We start from the raw sequence: 14,284 nt of genomic DNA, 5'->3' as shown, positions 1-14,284 counted from the left end.
ATCGAATAAAACTAACATAATCCGCAGATTTATTCTTTGAAATCGTTTGCATCCAGCTCATGGCGAGAGAGCAACTTGTAGAATTCGGTGCGGTTGCGCCCCGCCATTCGCGCCGCATGGGTCACATTGCCCTTGGTAATTTGCAACAGCTTACGCAGGTAGTTGAGTTCAAACTGGTTACGCGCTTCAACAAAGGTCGGCAGCGCGGTGTTCTCCCCTTCCAGCGCCTGCTCCACCAGCGCGTCGCTGATCACCGGCGAAGAGGTCAACGCCACGCACTGCTCAATCACGTTAACCAACTGACGCACGTTACCAGGCCAACTGGCGGTCATTAACCGTTTCATGGCATCGGTCGAAAAGGCGCGCACGAACGGTTTGTGTCGTTCAGCTGACTGGCGCAGCAGATGGTTTGCCAGCAGCGGAATATCTTCCGTACGCTCGGCCAGCGCCGGGATCTTCAGGCTCACCACGTTGAGGCGATAGTACAAATCTTCGCGAAATTCCCCCCGAGCCATCGCTTTGGGTAAATCACGGTGGGTCGCGGAAACGATCCGCACATCAATATCGATATCGCGGTTACTGCCCAGCGGCCTGACTTTTCGCTCCTGCAATACACGTAGCAATTTAACCTGCAACGGCGCGGGCATATCGCCAATCTCATCGAGAAACAGCGTCCCGCCTTCCGCGGCCTGAAACAGCCCTTCACGATTGCTCACCGCACCGGTAAAAGCGCCGCGCGCATGACCAAACAGCTCAGACTCCAGCAGTTGTTCCGGCAATGCGCCACAGTTAATGGCAATAAAAGGCTTGTGGCTGCGCGGGCTGGCGTTGTGAATGGCCTGGGCAAAAACTTCTTTCCCGGTTCCGCTTTGGCCGTTGATCAATACGCTTACGTCCGATTGCGCCACCATGCGCGCCTGTTCCAGCAGGCGCAGCATCAGTGGGCTGCGGGTGACGATGGACTCACGCCAGCTGTCATCAGCGGCAGGCGCAGACTGTTCCAACGCCCCGTCGATCGCATGGTATAACGCGTCTTTATCGACCGGCTTAGTGAGAAAGCTGAACACCCCTTGCTGAGTCGCCGCAACGGCGTCGGGGATGGAACCGTGAGCGGTGAGGATAATAACCGGCATTCCCGGCTGCACTTTCTGGATTTCAGTAAACAGCTGCATGCCGTCCATTTCATCCATGCGCAGATCGCTAATAACCAGATCCACTTTTTCACGGTTAAGCACCCGTAGCCCTTCCTGCCCGCTTTCTGCGGTTACGACGCTGTAGCCTTCGCTGGTCAGGCGCATTCCAAGTAATTTCAACAGGCCGGGATCGTCATCCACCAGCAGCAGATGCGCGGGCTTACGGCTTATCATGGCGTGACCTCATCGGCAGACGACGCTGCGCCTTCCTCGTTATCAGGTGGGGTGAGTTTATCGTTCCCGTGCGGCGCATCAGGGTTGTAACTACCGGCAGGTTTGCGCGTGGAAAGCTGGCGTTCGATATCGGTCAGATTCTCCAGCTTGCGGGTCGTGAGATCGAGCTGAGACTGCAAGTGTTGTTGCTGCTGACGTAACGTATCAAGATCGCTGTCTGATGCCTGCTGAAGCTTGCTGTAGCGCATACGCTCTTCGGCCAGTTGCAACTGCAACGTCTGACTGCTGCGCCAGACCTGATACAGCGGGCGTACCTGTGGCGGAATTTGCGGGCTTAATGCGTCGAGGCGCGTAACCGTCTCCCGCCTTTCAGGCGGCGTAATGCTGGCGTTATCAAGCAGGATCCCGCGCCTGAAAGCCCCCTGCCAGGTATTAGGCATCATCGTGCTGGCTTCACTACGCGCCTGTACCGGCATCAGGCGATTGGCGCAATCCATCGCCCGCAGCCAGTACAGCGGATTGGTCTCTGTGGGCTGACCAGACAACGACCAGATATCGCTACAGTCGGTTGCAAGGTAGTCCGCCAGTTGATGAGGCGGAATTTTCTCCTGCGAGGGGTCGCCGATAATATGATTCACCGCGTTCGGGACGCAGCCTACCAGCGCCAGACACGGCAGGCTTGCGAGGATGACGCGACGGAAAAAATGTCGTTTAAGCATTCGGACAACAACGTATGGCATACTCACCAGACTTAGGTTTATTTTAGTGATTTTTCGCTGCAGATAGCGGCAGTTCTATGCGAAAACAAACGTTTTGCGCATGCTCATCAACCAGATACAGTTTGCCCCGCATACGGCGGATGCAATCTCTGGCAATGCTCAGCCCCAACCCGCTTCCTTTTACCGCCCCTTTTCGCTGATGGCTACCCTGGAAAAAAGGCTCGAAGATCATGGTCTGTTCTGCTTCTGGAATCGGTGTGCCGGTATTCATTACATCAATGTATACCATTGAGCCATGCAAACTGCTGCGGATCCAAATGTTACCGGATTCAGCGCCATAGTGCACCGCATTGGAATAAAGATTGTCCAGCACGCTCATCAATAGCATCGGTTCTGCCAGGCAGGCGTTCACCGCAAGCGCAACATCAGTATGTATCATTTTGGCGCGAGCGGGCAGGCTATGTGCAGAAACAACGCTTTCCACCAGCGGCGCGATTTCCACACATTCAAGCTCAACCTCGTCATCCGCCAGCTTGCGGTTGTAATCGAGCAGTTGCTCAATCAGTTTTTGCAGGTTGCGGCTACTGTCATCGAGAATACCGACCACCTCTTTTTGCTCTGGCGTTAACGGCCCAACGACCTGATCGGCTAACAGCTCGGTACCTTCGCGCATACTCGCCAGAGGCGTTTTCAGCTCATGAGACAGGTGGCGTAAAAACTGATGTCGTTGTGACTCCAGCCAGGAGAGACGTTCGCTCAGCCAGATAATGCGCTGCCCCACGGAGCGCAGCTCCCGGGGTCCCGTAAATAATACGCTATCGCCCAGCGAGCGCCCTTCCCCCAGACGATTGATCATTTTTTCTATGCCCTTCACCGGACCGATTATCATGCGGGTAAACAGCAACACCATCGCCAGGCTGACAAGAAACAGCACCAGCGCCTGCCAGCCAAAGAACTGCCCACGTTCGGCTATTTCCTGCTGTAGCTGCTGCCCACGAGAAAAGACGACCGTGCGCGTCGCTTGTACCATTTCAGTATTGGCACTGGCGAAAGCGTCCAGCCGCGCCGCCGCCACGCTATCAGGACCGCTGTTAGTGCACTGCAACTGCGCGAGATCGTTGAGGTCCTGACGCAGTGCCTGATAAAGCTTGGTATCCGGCAACACGCCCGCATGCGCATCCAGCATGTCGCTGTAGCGTTTACGTTGGCTCTGGTAAACCTTAGCCAGCGTTGGGTCATCAAGCACACAGTATTGCCGGTAGCTACGCTCCATCTCCAGCGCGGCATTGGTCATCGCTTCGCTGCGTCTGGCGTCAATCAGCGTGGTTTGGTTCGTCAGCGCCGCCTGCGCGCTCAGGGCATTCAGACTTTGCCACGCCTGCCAGGCCAAAACTAACAACGGCAGCAGGATAAGCAAAAATGCCAACGTAACCAATTGACGTAAAGATCGGGGGAAAACAGACCAGCGCTTCAAGGCGTTACTCTCAATGGACAGGAATAGGTTGATGCTAACTGAGGGGAACGTCAGATACAACAAAGCCGGGATTAACCCGGCTTTGTTGTGGAATAAGGCGGTGCCTAACTCGACGTTTCGCCCGAAGGTTGATATGAGCGATGCTAATATCAGATGTTGGACGGCAGGCACCTTGTTGTGCGTCATTCGAAGTTTATGTAGCACGTCCCGAAGGGGCTGACATAAGAAGGTGAATGAGCCACTGGGCTATATTATGCAGCATCTGTGCCAATATTCAAAACACTTTATTAACACAATGATAAATATGGAAAATGTTCTTATTCATATGAAAAATGATTTTGGCTATTTTTCACCCTTACTGTCGCCAATCAGCAACACCCACAGCACTTAAAAACAAATTCATTGTAAATCATATAATTAAATGTCTCTTTTTAGCGACAGCGTAACCCCACCTATGTCGGGATTTCCCGACACTTAAACGCATTGTCGGATAGCGGCATACAAAATGACTGACAATAAATATCCTCCGGCATAGCCGGAGGTTTTTCGGATGCGCCTATAAGGCTCTGTTACCAGCCGCGCCCTAACAGGCGCATACGATCTGACATTTGCATCAGACTTCGTTACTTACGGCCCGTAAACGGGCTACCCGGATAAGCGATCGATAACTGCTCACCCATTTTATCTTCTGCAAGCTGGTGCTTTATGTATTCCTGTATCTTCACCGTGTTCTTACCCACCGTATCTACGTAGTATCCCCGGCACCAGAACTCTCTATTCCTGTACTTGAATTTCATATCCCCAAACTGTTCATACAGCATCAGACTGCTTTTCCCTTTCAGATACCCCATAAAGCCGGATACGCTCATTTTGGGTGGGATTTCCACAAGCATATGGATATGATCCGCACAGCATTCCGCTTCCAGGATCCGCACGTTTTTCCACTCACACAGCTTTCTTAAAATGCTGCCTATCGCCCTGCGTTTCTCCCCGTAGAATGCTTGTCTTCGGTATTTGGGCGCAAAAACTATGTGATATTTACAGTTCCATCGGGTGTGCGCTAAGCTCTTTTCGTCCCCCATTGGGACCCCCTTTTGATTTCTTGTTAAACATTTGCAGTTGCCAGACCGCAATGTGTTTTAACAAATCAAAAGGGGTTTTAATAACTGGCCCAAAGCTGAAAGCTTTCCGGAACCCCCAGCCTAGCTGGGGGTTTTCTGTGCACAATAAATATCCTCCGGCATAGCCGGAGGTTTTTCGGATGCGCCTATAAGGCTCTGTTACCAGCCGCGCCCTAACAGGCGCATACGATCTGACATTTGCATCAGACTTCGTTACTTACGGCCCGTAAACGGGCTACCCGGATAAGCGATCGATAACTGCTCACCCATTTTATCTTCTGCAAGCTGGTGCTTTATGTATTCCTGTATCTTCACCGTGTTCTTACCCACCGTATCTACGTAGTATCCCCGGCACCAGAACTCTCTATTCCTGTACTTGAATTTCATATCCCCAAACTGTTCATACAGCATCAGACTGCTTTTCCCTTTCAGATACCCCATAAAGCCGGATACGCTCATTTTGGGTGGGATTTCCACAAGCATATGGATATGATCCGCACAGCATTCCGCTTCCAGGATCCGCACGTTTTTCCACTCACACAGCTTTCTTAAAATGCTGCCTATCGCCCTGCGTTTCTCCCCGTAGAATGCTTGTCTTCGGTATTTGGGCGCAAAAACTATGTGATATTTACAGTTCCATCGGGTGTGCGCTAAGCTCTTTTCGTCCCCCATTGGGACCCCCTTTTGATTTCTTGTTAAACATTTGCAGTTGCCAGACCGCAATGTGTTTTAACAAATCAAAAGGGGTTTTAATAACTGGCCCAAAGCTGAAAGCTTTCCGGAACCCCCAGCCTAGCTGGGGGTTTTCTGTGCACAAAAAAAAGCCCCTCACGCAGAGGGGCTTAAAGGTTATCGAGCTGATTACCCGAGTTGTTTACGCGCGTTGCGGAAGATACGCATCCACGGGCTGTCCTCGCCCCAGTTTTCCGGGTGCCAAGAGTTGCTCACGGTACGGAATACGCGTTCCGGGTGCGGCATCATAATGGTGACGCGACCATTTTCAGTAGTAACGGCAGTAATTCCGTTCGGCGAACCGTTCGGGTTAGCCGGGTAGGTCTCGGTCACCTTACCGAAGTTATCAACGTAGCGCAGCGCCACCAGTCCCTTACTCTCCAGCGCGGCCAGATGTGCGCCGTCACGCACTTCCACACGGCCTTCACCGTGAGAAACGGCAATCGGCATCATCGAACCAACCATATCAGCAAGCAGTAAAGACGGGCTTTGCGTCACTTCGACCAGGCTGAAGCGGGCTTCAAAACGATCGGAGTGGTTACGCACAAAGCGCGGCCACAGCTCGCTTCCCGGGATCAGTTCACGCAGGTTAGACATCATCTGGCAACCGTTACACACCCCGAGCGCCAGCGTTTGCGGGCGATGGAAGAAGGTTTCGAACTCATCACGGACGCGGTTGTTGAACAGAATCGACTTCGCCCAGCCTTCCCCTGCGCCGAGCACATCGCCGTAAGAGAAACCGCCACAAGCGACCAGCGCCTGGAAGTTACCCAGACCGATGCGTCCGCCCAGCAGGTCGCTCATATGCACATCGATGGCGTCAAAGCCCGCACGGTGGAAGGCAGCCGCCATTTCAACGTGGGAGTTCACGCCCTGCTCGCGCAGCACGGCCACTTTTGGACGCGCGCCGGTAGCGATGTACGGGGCGGCAACATCTTCGTTGATATCAAACGACAGTTTAACGTTGAGGCCAGGATCGGCATCGTTGGTTTTAGCGTCGTGTTCCTGATCGGCACACTCCGGGTTGTCGCGCAGACGCTGCATCTGCCAGGTGGTTTCCGCCCACCACATGCGCAGCGTGGTGCGGCTTTCGCTGAACACCGGCTGACCGTTGGCGCTCAGGGTGAAACGGTCACCCGTTACCGCCTGGCCGAGATAGTGCACGCAATCTGCCAGGCCATGTTGTGCCAGCAACACCTCAACCGCTTCACGGTCAGCAGCGCGAACCTGGATCACTGCGCCCAGCTCTTCATTAAACAGCGCCGCCAGACGATCGTCACCCAGAGAGTGGATATCAGCGTCAATACCGCAGTGACCGGTGAAGGCCATTTCCGCCAGCGTAACCAGCAGTCCGCCGTCGGAACGGTCATGGTAGGCCAGCAGCTTACGCTGCGTGACCAGCGCCTGAATGGCGTCGTAGAAGCCTTTCAGTTGCTCAACGTTACGCACGTCGGCAGGCTTGTCGCCCAGTTGACGATAAACCTGTGCCAGCGCCGTCGCGCCCAGCGCGTTGTGACCCAGACCGAGATCAATCAGCAGCAGGGCGTTGTCTTCAGTAGAGAGCTGCGGGGTTATCGTGTGGCGCACGTCTTCCACGCGGGCAAAGGCGGTGATCACCAGCGACAGCGGCGAAGTCATTTCACGCTGCTCATTACCTTCCTGCCAGCGGGTTTTCATCGACATAGAGTCTTTACCCACCGGAATAGTCAGGCCAAGCGCCGGACATAATTCTTCCCCAACGGCTTTTACCGCTTCGTACAGCCCGGCATCTTCACCGGGGTGACCCGCAGCAGCCATCCAGTTAGCCGACAGTTTAATGCGTTTGATATCGCCAATCTGCGTTGCCGCAATGTTAGTCAGCGCTTCACCTACCGCCAGACGCGCAGAGGCCGAGAAATCCAGTAGCGCAACTGGCGCACGCTCACCGATAGACATCGCTTCACCGTAGTAGCTATCCAGGCTTGCGGTGGTAACCGCGCAGTTGGCTACCGGGATCTGCCACGGACCAACCATCTGGTCACGCGCCACCATGCCGGTAACGGTACGGTCGCCGATCGTCACGAGGAACGTTTTCTCAGCGACAGTCGGCAGATGCAGCACGCGGTTAACCGCATCTGCAATCGAGATTTCGCCACGATTCAGGGCGTCGCCTTTGGCTTTCAGCGTCTGCACATCGCGGGTCATTTTCGGGGTTTTACCCAGCAGCACATCAAGCGGCATGTCGATCGGCTGGTTATCGAAGTGGCTGTCGCTCAGTGTGAGATGCTGTTCTTCAGTGGCCTCACCGATCACCGCATACGGCGCGCGCTCGCGCTTACACAGTTCGTCAAACAGCGGTAGCTGGTCAGCGGCAACCGCCAGCACATAGCGCTCCTGGGATTCGTTACACCAGATTTCCAGCGGGCTCATACCCGGCTCGTCGCTAAGGATATCGCGCAGTTGGAACTTACCGCCGCGACCGCCATCGCTTACCAACTCCGGCATGGCGTTAGACAGACCGCCTGCGCCAACGTCATGGATAAACAGGATCGGGTTCGCATCGCCCATCTGCCAGCAGCGGTCGATAACTTCCTGGCAACGACGTTCCATTTCCGGGTTGTCGCGCTGTACCGAAGCGAAATCAAGATCGGCATCAGACTGGCCGGAAGCCATAGAGGAGGCCGCCCCGCCGCCAAGCCCGATGTTCATCGCCGGGCCGCCGAGGACGATCAGCTTGGCGCCAACGACGATCTCACCTTTTTGCACGTGATCGGCACGGATGTTACCGATCCCGCCCGCCAGCATGATCGGTTTATGGTAACCGCGTAGCTCTTCGCCGTTGTGGCTGTTGACCTTTTCTTCGTAGGTGCGGAAGTAGCCGGTCAGCGCCGGACGACCGAATTCGTTGTTAAACGCCGCGCCGCCCAACGGACCTTCGGTCATGATATCGAGCGCGGTAACAATACGGTCCGGCTTACCAAAGTCTTCTTCCCACGGCTGTTCAAAGCCAGGAATACGCAGGTTGGAAACGGAGAAGCCCACCAGCCCGGCTTTCGGTTTTGCACCGCGACCGGTTGCACCCTCGTCGCGGATTTCGCCGCCGGAGCCGGTAGCCGCGCCCGGCCACGGAGAGATAGCCGTCGGGTGGTTGTGGGTTTCAACCTTCATCAGGATGTGGGCTGGCTCCTGATGGAAATCGTAGCGGCCGGTTTTGTGGTCGGCAAAGTAGCGGCCCACTTCAGAACCTTCCATGACCGCGGCGTTGTCTTTATAGGCAGACAGCACGTGGTCCGGCGTGGTTTCGAAAGTGTTTTTAATCATCTTGAACAGCGACTTGGGCTGCTGTTTACCGTCGATAACCCAGTCGGCGTTAAAAATTTTGTGGCGGCAGTGCTCGGAGTTAGCCTGCGCAAACATGTACAGTTCAATGTCGTTCGGGTTGCGTCCCAGTTTGGTAAACGCATCCTGCAGATAGTCGATTTCGTCTTCCGCCAGTGCCAGACCGAGACGCAGGTTAGCGTCGATCAGCGCCTGGCGTCCCTCACCCAGCAGATCAACACTGGAGACCGGCGCAGGCTGGTGATGGACAAACAGTTTTTCGGCATCGTTCAGCGCAGAGAAAACCGTTTCCATCATGCGGTCGTGCAGTTCGTCGGCAACCATCTGCCACTGCTCAGCGGTCAGCGTAGAGGCTTCTACATACCAGGCAATGCCACGTTCCAGACGGCTAATCTGTTGCAGGCCGCAGTTGTGGGCAATATCAGTCGCTTTAGAAGACCACGGGGAGATGGTGCCAGGGCGAGGCGTAACCAGCAGCAGTTTGCCTTCAGGGGCATGGCTGTGAAGAGCAGGACCATATTTCAGCAGGCGTACAAGCTGGGCGTGCTCATCCTCATTCAACGGTGCATTCAGATCGGCAAAATGGACGTACTCGGCGTAAATATTGTGGACCTGGAGGTTGGCAGCCTGAAAACGTGCCAGCAGTTTGTTAATACGGAATGCAGACAGTGCAGGTGAACCACGCAGAATTTCCATCATAAGTCTCTCGTCTTCTAAGCTTTCGGTGTGCCCAAGTGGGGGAAACGGGCGTCATTATAAAGAATCTACCGCGCCGACGAAACCGTTTGCGTCGAAATAAAATCACGACCTTCTCTTATCATCAAATGCGGTCTGGTTTCTGAATAAGTTGCCAACTGACGCAAGTTTAAGCAAAATGCCGCTCATTAATGACGACTTCACTTCTTAATCATCACCACAGCAGGCAGAGACAACGTACGGTTCAGAGAATTAACTAATTGAAAAAATTAAAGATTAATTATCTGTTCATCGGCATATTAACGCTGTTGTTGGCAGCGGCCCTCTGGCCATCTATTCCCTGGTTCGGTAAAGCCGAAAATCGTATCGCCGCCATTCAGTCGCGGGGAGAACTGCGCGTCAGTACCCTCGACTCGCCGTTAACTTACGCGACCCTCAACGGTAAGAAATTCGGCCTGGATTATGAACTGACTCAGGCGTTCGCCAACTATCTGGGCGTGAAGTTAAAAGTCACCGTGCGCCAGAACATCAGCCAGCTTTTTGACGACCTGGATAACGGCCATGCCGATCTGTTAGCCGCAGGCCTGGTATATAACAGCGAGCGGGTGAAAAATTACCAGCCAGGTCCGACATACTATTCGGTTTCACAACAGTTGGTGTATCGGGTTGGGCAATACCGCCCGCGCACTCTTGCCACCGTGAACGAAAATCAACTGACCATCGCCCCGGGGCACGTGGTGGTTAACGATCTCCAGTTACTTAAAGAGAATAAATTTCCCGATCTGAGCTGGAAGGTGGATGACAAAAAGGGCACTACTGAACTGCTTGATGATGTTATCGCCGGGAAGCTGGATTACACCATTGCCGATTCCGTCGCCATCAGCTTATACCAACGCGTACATCCTGAACTGGCCGTAGCGCTGGACGTATCTGACGAACAGCCGGTGACCTGGTTTAGTCGCCTGGACGATGACAACACGCTGTCTGCCGCCCTGTTGGATTTTTTTAACACCATGAATGAAGACGGCTCTCTGGCGCGACTAGAAGAAAAGTATCTCGGACATGGCGATGATTTTGACTATGTTGATACCCGCACCTTTTTACGCGCCGTAGACAGCGTATTGCCGGACCTTAAGCCGCTGTTTGAGAAATATGCGCAAGAGATAGACTGGCGACTGCTCGCCGCAATCTCTTATCAAGAGTCACACTGGGACGCGCAGGCCACTTCCCCGACCGGCGTACGCGGGTTGATGATGCTGACCAAAAATACCGCTCAAAGTCTCGGACTGACTGACCGTACCGATGCCGAACAAAGCATCAGCGGCGGCGCACGGTATTTGCAGGATATGATGAGTAAAGTGCCCGATACCGTCCCCGAAGGGGAACGCATCTGGTTTGCGCTCGCAGCCTACAACATGGGTTATGCGCACATGCTGGATGCACGGGCGCTGACCGTGAAAACCAAAGGCAATCCGAACAGCTGGTCCGACGTAAAACAGCGTCTGCCACTGCTCAGCCAAAAGCCGTATTACAACAAGCTGACCTATGGTTATGCGCGAGGCCACGAAGCCTACGCTTATGTAGAAAATATCCGTAAGTACCAGATTAGCCTGGTGGGGTATCTGCAGGAGAAAGAAAAACGGGCGCTTCAAACGCAGCAACTGGCGCAGGATTACCCGGCGGTGACGCCGGCAGAGCTAATAGGTAAAGATGAATTGCCGCTTTCGTCGTTTTTGTCTCAGACGTCGTCAAATTACCTGTCGCACTCCCCTTCCCTGCTGTTTTCACCGCAGAAAAAAGAGGGCAAGTAGCCTCGTAGGCCTGATAAGCGCAGCGTCATCAGGCAATCAGACCGGCATTTACAAATTGGCGTTTTTTTTCAGCGCTTTGATTTCCTGACGACGCATGCGGAAGAAATCACTGAGCAACGTGGCGCATTCATCCCGTAGCACCCCTTCGGTCACATCCACCCGATGATTCATTCCAGGGTGATGCAATACATCCATTAATGACCCGGCTGCCCCCGTTTTCGCATCGCGCGCGCCAAAAACGACCTGACCGATACGGCTGTGCACCATCGCGCCTGCGCACATCACACACGGCTCCAGAGTGACATACAGCGTGGTATCCAACAGACGGTAGTTTTGCAGCACCAGGCCGCCCTGACGCAGCGCCATAATTTCAGCGTGGGCAGTCGGATCATGGTGACCAATCGGACGGTTCCAGCCTTCGCCAATCACTCGGTTGTTATGTACCAATACCGCGCCCACCGGGACTTCACGCTCATCCCAGGCGCGCTTAGCCAGCGTTAAAGCATGACGCATCCAGTATTCGTGGCTAAATTCAACTTCAGACAAAGGGGGTAACTCCAGTAATCAAAGCGGGCGCATTATACACAGACGCTATCGTTTACTCTATTCGAGTTGTTGCAGCTCTCCGCGCGGCGTGACGCGCCAGCGATGCTGGCAAAAAGAGAGCAGAGGATTGTCCTGATTACTGTCGCTGTAGCCACTGTAAAGCTGAAGCGGCGCACCAATGTGGCGTTCCAGTTGCGTCACTTTCTCATGGCCCAGACAGCGCAGAGGCAGCACCCACCCGCCGAATCCCCGCGCCATTTTACTGGCGATCAGATTGACTCGCGGTAGCCACGGCGTGTCGAAGTACACCTGCTCGACCAGCGACTGCGGGGAGCCAGTGATAAGCCAGATTTCGGCGTCAGAGCTTAACAGGTAGGTTGTCAGGCGCTGCTGCACGAGCGGAAAGGCCGTCACGTTACTGCGAAACCAGCGCACAAAGTCAGCCTGATGCCCTTTCAGACGCGCCTCGCTACGACCAAAAGTGCATCCCCACAACAGCAGGCTCATTGGCCAGCGGGCGGCGCGCCCTTGTATCAGCAGCGCCAGCGCAATCACCGGTAGCAGAGGCAGCACAAGCAACGCGTTCAGCGGCTGGCGACGCAGCAGATAACGTATAAAGCTACCGAACATATCCTGCTGGTGTAACGTGCCATCCAAATCAAAAAAAACAACGCGGCGCTGGTGATTGGTCAAACCTTATTCCTCTGGATCGTTGAACCCCAATAGCCAGGTAAACAGGAACCCGGCGATAACTGCTACCAGATAGCCTAACAGATAGAACATCACTTTTCCGGCAACAATCGTCAGTGCCAGCGGCAAACCGGAGATGCCAAAGGTGATAACCGTCGCCACCTTCCAGTAGCTAATCAGCGCCCCGCCTACCGCTCCGCCAAGACAGGCACCGATAAACGGTTTACCCAACGGCAGCGTGACGCCAAAAATAAGCGGCTCGCCAATACCCAGCAGCCCGACCGGCAGCGCTCCTTTGATCACTTTCTTTAGCCGCGCATTGCGGGTTTTCATCAACACCGCTATCGCAGCCCCTACTTGTCCAACGCCTGCCATCGCCAGGATAGGAAAGAGCGCGTTATAACCGTGCGCCTGTACCAGCTCAACGTGGATGGGCACCAACCCTTGATGAAGTCCGGTGAGCACCAATGGCAGGAAAGTTCCCGCCAGTATGGCACCAACCAGGAAACCGCCGCGGTCGATAGCCCAGGATGCGCCGTGAGCGATAGATTCAGAAATCCAGCCTCCAAGCGGTTGTAGCGCCACAATCGCGATGGCCCCGGTAATGGGTGATGCTGCCAACTTACTGATTTAGTGTATGATGGTGTTTTTGAGGTGCTCCAGTGGCTTCTGTTTCTATCAGCTGTCCCTCCTGTTCAGCTACTGACGGGGTGGTGCGTAACGGCAAAAGCACTGCCGGACATCAGCGCTATCTCTGCTCTCACTGCCGTAAAACATGGCAACTGCAGTTCACTTACACCGCTTCTCAACCCGGTACGCACCAGAAAATCATTGATATGGCCATGAATGGCGTTGGATGCCGGGCAACCGCCCGCATTATGGGCGTTGGCCTCAACACGATTTTCCGCCATTTAAAAAACTCAGGCCGCAGTCGGTAACCTCGCGCATACAGCCGGGCAGTGACGTCATCGTCTGCGCGGAAATGGACGAACAGTGGGGATACGTCGGGGCTAAATCGCGCCAGCGCTGGCTGTTTTACGCGTATGACAGGCTCCGGAAGACGGTTGTTGCGCACGTATTCGGTGAACGCACTATGGCGACGCTGGGGCGTCTTATGAGCCTGCTGTCACCCTTTGACGTGGTGATATGGATGACGGATGGCTGGCCGCTGTATGAATCCCGCCTGAAGGGAAAGCTGCACGTAATCAGCAAGCGATATACGCAGCGAATTGAGCGGCATAACCTGAATCTGAGGCAGCACCTGGCACGGCTGGGACGGAAGTCGCTGTCGTTCTCAAAATCGGTGGAGCTGCATGACAAAGTCATCGGGCATTATCTGAACATAAAACACTATCAATAAGTTGGAGTCATTACCCCGGTCGCTTAAGGATGTTAATAATGCCGGTAATCAAACCGGAGGCGATAAACGCCGGAATAAGAGGGATAAAGACGTTCGCCAGCTTGCGCAGCGCATCGCTCATTGGCGCTTTGTACTTCGCTTTGGCCTCTGATTTGGTGCGCTCGATATTATTCACATCTGCACGCTCGCCGCCACCGGCAATCAGGGAGCGCATGGCATCCACCACCTTGGCAGCTTTACCGGGGCCGACGATTATCTGATGCTGCGCGCCCTGCTTCACGTAACCGCTAACACCGGGCAGTTGCCTGAGACGGGGAATATCAATCTGACCGTCATCCTGAACTTCCACCCTGACACGAGTCATACAGTTTTCCAGGCGCAGAATATTTTGCTCTCCGCCTACGCCCAGCAGAATGTCGCTGGCCAGCACCGCCGTCTTATCCATATACA

At 54.4% G+C, this 14,284-nt stretch carries 10 protein-coding genes and 2 pseudogenes; 2 read left to right on the top strand and 10 right to left on the bottom strand.

The genetic code is table 11. The features are described 5' to 3' along the window. Positions 1–29: 29 nt before the first annotated feature. The 6 genes from glrR to purL form a co-directional block, all read right to left on the bottom strand. The gene (gene glrR / locus HV334_RS06495) at positions 30–1,364 is read right to left on the bottom strand and encodes a two-component system response regulator GlrR (protein ID WP_304412487.1); all 1,335 of its coding nucleotides are present in this window, start codon (positions 1,362–1,364) and stop codon (positions 30–32) included. Next, entirely contained in the window at positions 1,364–2,107 is a 744-nt protein-coding gene (qseG, locus tag HV334_RS06490) for a two-component system QseEF-associated lipoprotein QseG (protein ID WP_181221305.1), read from the bottom strand. Before qseG ends, glrR begins: the two co-directional genes overlap by 1 nt. 22 nt (positions 2,108–2,129) lie before the next feature. Continuing rightward, positions 2,130–3,560: a two component system sensor histidine kinase QseE/GlrK gene (qseE, locus tag HV334_RS06485; protein WP_181221863.1), complete on the bottom strand. Its 1,431-nt coding sequence runs from the start codon at positions 3,558–3,560 to the stop codon at positions 2,130–2,132. A gap of 623 nt (positions 3,561–4,183) precedes the next feature. Beyond that, a complete protein-coding gene (tnpA, locus tag HV334_RS06480; protein ID WP_131381019.1) occupies positions 4,184–4,642 on the bottom strand; it encodes an IS200/IS605 family transposase in 459 nt (152 codons plus the stop codon). A 252-nt stretch (positions 4,643–4,894) separates the two neighbouring features. Continuing rightward, positions 4,895–5,353 carry an IS200/IS605 family transposase gene (tnpA, locus tag HV334_RS06475; protein WP_131381019.1) on the bottom strand — a complete coding sequence of 153 codons (459 nt, stop codon included), beginning with the start codon at positions 5,351–5,353 and terminating at the stop codon, positions 4,895–4,897. Positions 5,354–5,542: 189 nt separating this feature from the next. After that, the gene (gene purL, locus HV334_RS06470) at positions 5,543–9,430 is read right to left on the bottom strand and encodes a phosphoribosylformylglycinamidine synthase (RefSeq protein WP_181221304.1); all 3,888 of its coding nucleotides are present in this window, start codon (positions 9,428–9,430) and stop codon (positions 5,543–5,545) included. Positions 9,431–9,687: 257 nt separating this feature from the next. Here purL and mltF point away from each other — a divergent pair, with 257 nt between their 5' ends. Beyond that, on the top strand, positions 9,688–11,238 hold the full coding sequence (gene mltF / locus HV334_RS06465) for a membrane-bound lytic murein transglycosylase MltF (protein WP_181221303.1): 1,551 nt from the start codon (positions 9,688–9,690) through the stop codon (positions 11,236–11,238). Between the two features lie 48 nt (positions 11,239–11,286). Here mltF and tadA read toward each other — a convergent pair whose 3' ends face one another. The 3 genes and pseudogenes from tadA to HV334_RS06450 form a co-directional block, all read right to left on the bottom strand. Next, positions 11,287–11,751: a tRNA adenosine(34) deaminase TadA gene (gene tadA / locus HV334_RS06460; RefSeq protein WP_249415066.1), complete on the bottom strand. Its 465-nt coding sequence runs from the start codon at positions 11,749–11,751 to the stop codon at positions 11,287–11,289. Positions 11,752–11,841: 90 nt separating this feature from the next. Beyond that, the gene (gene yfhb, locus HV334_RS06455; protein WP_016157167.1) at positions 11,842–12,477 is read right to left on the bottom strand and encodes a phosphatidylglycerophosphatase C; all 636 of its coding nucleotides are present in this window, start codon (positions 12,475–12,477) and stop codon (positions 11,842–11,844) included. 3 nt (positions 12,478–12,480) lie between these two features. Further along, a pseudogene (locus tag HV334_RS06450) lies at positions 12,481–13,080 on the bottom strand (PTS transporter subunit EIIC); the annotation flags it as partial. A 56-nt stretch (positions 13,081–13,136) separates the two neighbouring features. On the opposite strand from HV334_RS06450, the gene HV334_RS06445 reads away from it, so the two are divergent. Continuing rightward, positions 13,137–13,834, top strand: a protein-coding gene (locus HV334_RS06445) for an IS1-like element IS1B family transposase (protein WP_095033700.1) whose coding sequence is annotated in 2 segments (ribosomal slippage) — positions 13,137–13,386 and positions 13,386–13,834 — 699 coding nt in all. Because the reading frame shifts where the segments join, the coding sequence is not laid out codon by codon here. Between the two features lie 16 nt (positions 13,835–13,850). Here the strand turns inward: HV334_RS06445 and HV334_RS06440 are convergent. After that, positions 13,851–14,279: pseudogene (locus HV334_RS06440) on the bottom strand (PTS transporter subunit EIIB); the annotation flags it as partial. Between the last annotated feature and the right edge of the window lie 5 nt (positions 14,280–14,284).

The sequence above is a fragment of the Citrobacter sp. RHBSTW-00944 genome (genome assembly GCF_013615435.1).
In the GTDB taxonomy this organism is placed as follows: Bacteria; Pseudomonadota; Gammaproteobacteria; order Enterobacterales; family Enterobacteriaceae; genus Citrobacter; species Citrobacter braakii.
Note: the sequence above shows the minus strand (reverse complement) of the source record. Positions and strands in the feature narration are given on the sequence as shown.

Excerpts from the sequence above, each read along its gene's own strand:
- purL (WP_181221304.1), bottom strand. The coding sequence starts at position 9,430 with ATGATGGAAATTCTGCGTGGTTCACCTGCACTGTCTGCATTCCGTATT.
- tadA (WP_249415066.1), bottom strand. The coding sequence starts at position 11,751 with ATGCGTCATGCTTTAACGCTGGCTAAGCGCGCCTGGGATGAGCGTGAA.
- tnpA (WP_131381019.1), bottom strand. The coding sequence starts at position 4,642 with ATGGGGGACGAAAAGAGCTTAGCGCACACCCGATGGAACTGTAAATAT.
- qseG (WP_181221305.1), bottom strand. The coding sequence starts at position 2,107 with ATGCCATACGTTGTTGTCCGAATGCTTAAACGACATTTTTTCCGTCGC.
- tnpA (WP_131381019.1), bottom strand. The coding sequence starts at position 5,353 with ATGGGGGACGAAAAGAGCTTAGCGCACACCCGATGGAACTGTAAATAT.